This is a genomic window from Geminicoccus flavidas (genome assembly GCF_009806515.1).
In the GTDB taxonomy this organism is placed as follows: Bacteria; Pseudomonadota; Alphaproteobacteria; order Geminicoccales; family Geminicoccaceae; genus Geminicoccus; species Geminicoccus flavidus.
In genome coordinates this window covers 1-6,265 of sequence record NZ_WUJP01000020.1, presented here as the reverse complement: position 1 = coordinate 6,265, position 6,265 = coordinate 1, and the positions used below count along the sequence as shown (strand labels likewise).

Here is a 6,265-nt window from a genome sequence, read left to right as displayed (position 1 = left end):
GCTGGGCTCCGAGGTGCTGGACGAGGCCGCGGACGGGCGGCGCGCGTTCCGTTTCATCCGCGGGCCGGTGTTCGCCCAGCTGCTCATGGCCGACGAGATCAACCGCGCCAGCCCGCGCACCCAGGCGGCCCTGCTGCAGGCCATGCAGGAGCGCAAGGTGACGGTGGCTGGCGAGGACCACGACCTGCCGCGCCCGTTCCATGTGCTGGCGACCCAGAATCCGGTCGAGCAGGAGGGCACCTATCCCCTACCCGAGGCCCAGCTCGACCGCTTCCTCCTGCAGATCGACGTGGACTATCCGAGCGAGGCGGCCGAGCGGCGCATGGTGCTGGTGACCACGGGCGGCACCGAGGCGACCGCCCCCGCCATCGCCGACCCACGCCTGCTCGACCAGTGGCAGCGCTTGGTGCGTCGCCTGCCGATCGGCGACCAGGTGGTGGACGCGATCCTGAAGCTGGTACGTGCGGCCAGGCCCGGCAGCGGTGCCTTGCCCGACCTCGACCGGCTGCTGGCCTGGGGTGCCGGCCCGCGCGCCAGCCAGGCCCTGGCGCTGGCGGTGCGGGCCAAGGCGCTGCTGGACGGCCGGATCGCCCCCTCGCTGGACGATGTGCGGGCCCTTGCCCGGCCGGTGATGCGCCACCGGATCGCCCCCAGCTTCGCCGCCCGCGCGGAAGGGATCGATGCCGACGAGCTGATCCGCCGCCTGCTCGCTCATGCGTTCTGAGCCGCAGCGCGATCCGCTGGGCCAGCGCGCCGAGGCGGCTGGCCTCGCCGCCCGCCTGCCGGCACTCCAGCTCGAGGCCAGGCGGATCGCGGCGGGCGTGGTGCAGGGTGTCCACGGCCGGCGCCGGGCCGGCCCGGGCGAGACCTTCTGGCAGTTCCGCCCCTACCAGCCGGGCGACCCGGCGCAGCGGATCGACTGGCGCCAGTCGGCACGCGGCAGCCGCCTGTTCGTGCGCGAGCGCGAATGGGAGGCGGCCCAGGCCGCCTGGCTGTGGTGCGACCGCAGCCCGTCCATGACTTTCCGCTCCAGCCATGCCGTGCCGCGCAAGCTGGAGCGGGCTGCCGTGCTGATGATCGCGCTTGGCGACCTGCTGGTCGATGGCGGGGAGCGGGTCGGCCTGCTCGGGCATGACGAGCGCGCGGTGGTCGGCAAGACCGTCGCCAACCGGATCCTGCGGGCACTGGGCTCCAGCGAGCCGCTGTCCCGCGACGCCCCGCTGCCGGGCGACCGCATTCCTGCCCATGCCCGGGCCGTGCTGTTCGGCGACTTCCTCCATCCGCCGGAGCTCCTGCGCGACTGGCTGCGGCCACACGTGGCGCATGGCGTGCGCGGCGTGCTGGTCCAGGTGGTCGACCCGGCCGAGGAGACCTTCCCCTACGAGGGCCGGATGGTGGTCGAGGGGATGGAGGGTGACGGGCGGCGCTTGGTGGAGAACGCCGCGGAGCTCGGCCGGCGCTACCGCACCGTGTGGCAGGCGCATCGGCAGAGTCTCGCCGAGGCTGCCGGCCGGCTCGGCTGGATCCACATCCTGCACCGCACCGACCAGCCGGCGACGGTGGCACTGGTGGCCCTGTGGCAGGCGCTGGCCCTGCCGACTGCCGGGAGTACCTGATCGTTGCCCTGGCTCGGATCGCTCGCCTTCGCCCAGCCTCTGGTGCTCGCCGCCCTGCTGGCCCTGCCGGCCATCTGGCTGCTCCTGCGGGTGATCCCGCCCAGCCCCAAGCGCCGCCTGTTCCCGCCGATCCGGCTGCTGCTCGGCATTCAGGAGGAGGAGAAGACCTCCGCGCGGATGCCCTGGTGGCTCCTGGCACTGCGCACCCTGCTGGCCGCCCTCCTGATCCTCGGGGTGGCCGGCCCCGTCCTCCAGCCCATCCCCGACACCGGGCGGGACGGGCCGCTCCTGCTGGTGGTCGATGACGGCTTTGCCGCCGCCCCCGGCTGGAGCGTCACCCGTGCCTCGGTGGAGCGCGTGCTGACCGCCGCCCGGCGCGAAGGCCGCCCGGTGGTGCTGCTGCGCACCGCCGGCACCGAGCAGGGCGTCGAGCCCGTGGCGATGACCGCACCCGACGCCCTGGCCGAACTGGAGCGACGCGGCCCGGCGAGCTGGCCGGCCGACCGGGCCGCGGCCCTTCGGGCCCTGGACGGGCTGGCGGAGCCGCCCTCGGCGGTGTGGTGGTTCGCGGACGGTACCGCGGCCGGACCGGACGCCGTGGCCGACGCCGTGCGCCTCGCGGCCCGGCTTCGGGATCTCGCACCGGTGCGCCTGGTGCTGCCCGATCCAGCCGATGCGCCGCTCCTGCTGCGCCACGGCGACCCGGATGCCGCCGGGTTGGCGTTCAGCGTCGAGCGCGCCGCCGCCAGGCCGGAAGCGCAGCCGCTGCGGGTCCTGGCGCTCGCCGGCCGCAGCGAGGTGCTGGCCCATGCCGACGTGGCGATCGCGGCCGACCAGCGCCAGGTCCAGGGCAGCCTCGACCTGCCGATCGACCTGCGCAACCAGGTGGAGCGCCTGGAGATCGACGAGCGGCGCGGTGCCGGCGAGACCGTGCTGGTGGACGAGCGCTGGCGCCGCCGCAGCGTCGGGATCGTGGCGCCCGTCGACGAGGGGGCGGACCAGCCGCTCCTGGCCGAGACCTGGTACATCGACCGGGCGCTCTCCCCCTATGCCGAGGTCCGGCGCGGCACCGTGGCGGAGCTGATCGAGGGCGAGCCCGCGGCGATGGTCCTGCCCGATGCCGCGGCACTCACCGACCAGGACCGGGCAGCGCTGCGGAGCTGGATCGACGGCGGCGGCGTCCTGATCCGCTTTGCCGGGCCGCGCCTGGCGGCCGGCGAGGACCCGCTGGTGCCGGTGCCGCTGAGGTTCGGCGACCGCCAGCTCGGTGGTGCTTTGACCTGGACGGAGCCCTTGCAGCTGGCGCCGTTCCCCACGGACGGGCCGTTCGCCGGGCTGCGGGTGCCGGACGATGTCACCGTCCGCCGCCAGGTGCTGGCGCGGCCCGGCCCGGACCTGACCGCCGCGATCCTGGCGGCACTCACCGACGGCACGCCGCTGGTGACCGGGCGGCGCCAGGACGATGGCTGGCTGGTGCTGATCCACACCACCGCCGACCCCGCCTGGACCGACCTGCCGCTGTCCGGCCTGTTCGTCGACATGCTGCGCCGGCTGACGGCGCTGGGCCGTGGCGACGAGACCCAGGCCAGCGGCAGCTTCCGGCCGCTGGCCGTGCTGTCCGGCGCCGGCATGCTGGCGGCCCCGCCCCTGGGCGTGGAGACGCTGGACGGGCCAGCCCTCGCGGCGGCCCGTGCCTCGGCCGCTACCCCGCCCGGCTTCTGGGCGCCGGTCGAGCTGCAGGCCGGCGACGACGAGATCCCCCGCCGTGCCCTGGATGTCGGCCAGAACCTGCCGGCCCTGGATCCGGTCGACGGCACGGTGCTGGCCTTGCCGGAAGTGCGGGTCGGCCCCAGCAGCGAGACCGAGCTCGGCCCCTGGCTTCTGGCAGCCGCCTTCCTCCTGGCGCTGGCCGATCTCGCCATCACCATGGTGCTGCGCGGCCACCTGCCCCTGCCGGCACGCCTGCGCCCGGCCGCCGCCGCCGCGCTGGCCGCCCTGGTGCTGCTGGGCAATGGCGGACCGGCCCTGGCCCAGGCAGAGGTGCGGGCGGTGGACGCCACCGAGAGCACCCGCCTGGCCTGGGTTCGGACCGGCATCCAGAAGGTCGACGAGATCTCGGCGGCCGGGCTGGAGGGCCTGTCGCTGGTCCTGCGCGACCGGACCTCGGTGGAGCCGGAGGAGCCTCTGCCGGTGGATGTCGAGGCCGACGACCTGGCTCTCTATCCGCTGCTCTACTGGCCGGTCCCGCCTGAGCACCCGGACCTGTCCGAGGCGGCGATCGCCAAGGTCGGCGACTATTTGCGCCAGGGCGGCATGATCCTGTTCGACACGGGCGACGCGGCCAGGACCATGGCCGACGAGGCGGGGCCGGGGGCGGAGCGGCTGGCGGAGCTGTTCCACGGCCTGGACCTGCCGCCGCTGGCCCCGGTCGACGCCGACCATGCGCTCAGCAAGTCCTTCTACCTGATGCCGAACTTCCCGGGCAGGTTCGCGCCACGCACTGTCTGGGTCGATGCGCCGCGTAGCCAGGTCAATGACGGCGTGTCCACGGTGATCGTGGCCGGCTCCGACTTCGCCGGCGCCTGGGCGGTCGACCGGTTCGGGGCGTCGCTCCTGCCAGTGACGCCCGGTGGCGAAGAGCAGCGCGAGCTAGCGCGCCGGGTGGGCGTCAACCTCGTGATGTACGCGCTGACCGGCAACTACAAGACCGATCAGGTCCATGTCCCAGCCCTCCTGGAGCGTCTCGGCCAATGACCGGCGTCGACCTCGTCTTTCACCCGCTCCTGCCCTGGTGGACGATCGCGCTGGGCGCCCTGCTGGGCCTCGTGCTGCTGGGCCTGGGCATCTGGCGCCGCTCGTCGGGCATCGGCTGGCGGGCCTTGGCCCTGGCGGTGATCCTCCTGGCCCTGGCCGGCCCGTCCATCCTGGCCGAGCAGCGCGAGCGCCTGTCCGACGAACTGTTGCTGGTCACCGACCGTACGCCCAGCCAGGAGATCGGCGAGCGCCCAACCCGCACCGACCAAGCCATCGCGGAGCTGCGCGAGCGCCTGGCTGCGGTGCCCGACTTGGACCTGCGCGAGGTCACGCTGGAAGCCGATCCGGACCGCGGCACCGCGCTGTTCGACCGGCTCGGCCGCTCCCTCGGCGAGATCGACCGCAGCCGGCTAGCGGGCGTGGTCGTGGTCACGGACGGGAGGGTGCATGACGTGCCGGCAGATCCTGCCAGCCTCGGCCTGGACGCACCCCTGCATGTCCTGCTGACCGGCCGGCAGGACGAGGTCGACCGGCGACTCGTGGTCGAGCGCGCCCCTACCTATGCGATGGTCGGTGAGCCGCAGACTGTGACGGTCCGGGTGGAGGACGAGCCCGCCCAGGGCAGTGCGCCCGTGCCGGTGCGCCTGTCGATTGATGGGCAGCTGGTCGGCCGGGCCAACCTGGTGCCCGGCCAGAGCACCGACCTCCCGTTCCGCCTGGAGCGCGGCGGCGAGGCGGCGATCGAGTTGGAGGTCGACCCGCTGGAAGGCCAGCTCACCGCGCAGAACGACCGGCAAGTCGTGTTCGTGAACGGGGTGCGCGACCGGCTGCGCGTGCTGCTGGTCTCGGGCCAGCCCTATCCGGGCCTCCGGGTCTGGCGGAACCTGCTCAAGGCGGACGCGGCGGTCGATCTCGTCCACTTCACGATCCTGCGTCCGCCGGAGAAGCAGGACGGCACACCGATCCGCGAGCTGGCGCTGATCGCCTTCCCGTCTCGCGAGCTGTTCGAGGAGAAGCTCGACCAGTTTGACCTGGTGATCTTCGACCGCTACGCCCGGCGCGGCCTGCTGCCGGCGATCTATCTGGACAACGTCGCCTCCTGGGTGGAGCGTGGCGGGGCGCTGCTGGAAGCCGCGGGGCCGGAGTTCGCCACCAGCTCCTCCCTGTTCCGCACCCCGCTGGCGCGTGTCCTCCCGGGTGCGCCCACCGGCCAGGTGAGCGAGCTGCCGTTCACCCCGGCCATCACCGAGCTCGGCCGGCGCCACCCGGTCACCCGCGGCCTGGACGCGGACGGCCGGCGCTGGGGCCGCTGGTTCCGCCAGGTGGAGGTCGACCCGGCCGATGCCAGCGTGGTGATGGCAGGTGCCGCCGAGCAGCCCCTGCTCCTGCTCAAGCGCCAGGGCGAGGGCCGAGTAGCCCAGCTCCTGTCCGACCATGCCTGGCTGTGGGCGCGTGGCTTCGAGGGCGGCGGACCGCAGAGCCTGCTCCTGCGCCGCCTCGTCCACTGGCTGATGAAGGAGCCCGAGCTCGAAGAGGAGGAGCTGACCGCAGAGGGTGCCGACCGGCGCCTGACGATCGAGCGCCACTCGCTGGAGAGCATGCCCCACGACGTCACGGTGACCTCGCCGTCGGGCGGCGTGCAGCGGTTGACCCTGGTGCCCGACGAAAACGGCGTCGCCCGCGCCGAGATCGCCGCAGAGGAGGGCGGCCTTTGGCGGATCGAGGATGGCGAGCACGTCGCCTTCGCCTCGCCCTTGCCGGTGGCCCGGGTCGAAGGCGAGGCAGTCACGACCACCGACCTGCCGCTGCGCCCGGTGGTCCAGGCCACCGGCGGCACCTTCACCTGGCTCGCGGAACAGCCGGTGCCCGATATCCGCCGCGTGGGCGTCGACCGC

The 6,265-nt window shown here is 74.0% G+C and carries 4 protein-coding genes; all 4 read left to right on the top strand.

All coding sequences use genetic code 11. The annotated features are described in order from the left end of the window. Positions 1–724, top strand: a 724-nt coding sequence (locus EQG76_RS00460) for an AAA family ATPase (protein WP_159709611.1), incomplete at its 5' end; no start/stop codon positions are given. Then, complete coding sequence (locus EQG76_RS00455) at positions 714–1,616, top strand: DUF58 domain-containing protein (protein ID WP_159709609.1); 903 nt, start codon at positions 714–716, stop codon at positions 1,614–1,616. The genes EQG76_RS00460 and EQG76_RS00455, both read left to right, overlap by 11 nt. 3 nt (positions 1,617–1,619) lie before the next feature. Further along, positions 1,620–4,370, top strand: a complete 2,751-nt coding sequence (locus EQG76_RS32945) for a DUF4159 domain-containing protein (RefSeq protein WP_159709607.1) — start codon at positions 1,620–1,622, stop codon at positions 4,368–4,370. Next, a partial coding sequence (locus EQG76_RS00445; protein ID WP_159709605.1) for a hypothetical protein occupies positions 4,367–6,265 on the top strand: 1,899 nt, incomplete at its 3' end. The genes EQG76_RS32945 and EQG76_RS00445, both read left to right, overlap by 4 nt.

Coding starts and splice junctions, on each gene's coding strand:
- EQG76_RS00455 (WP_159709609.1), top strand. CDS start 714: ATGCGTTCTGAGCCGCAGCGCGATCCGCTGGGCCAGCGCGCCGAGGCG.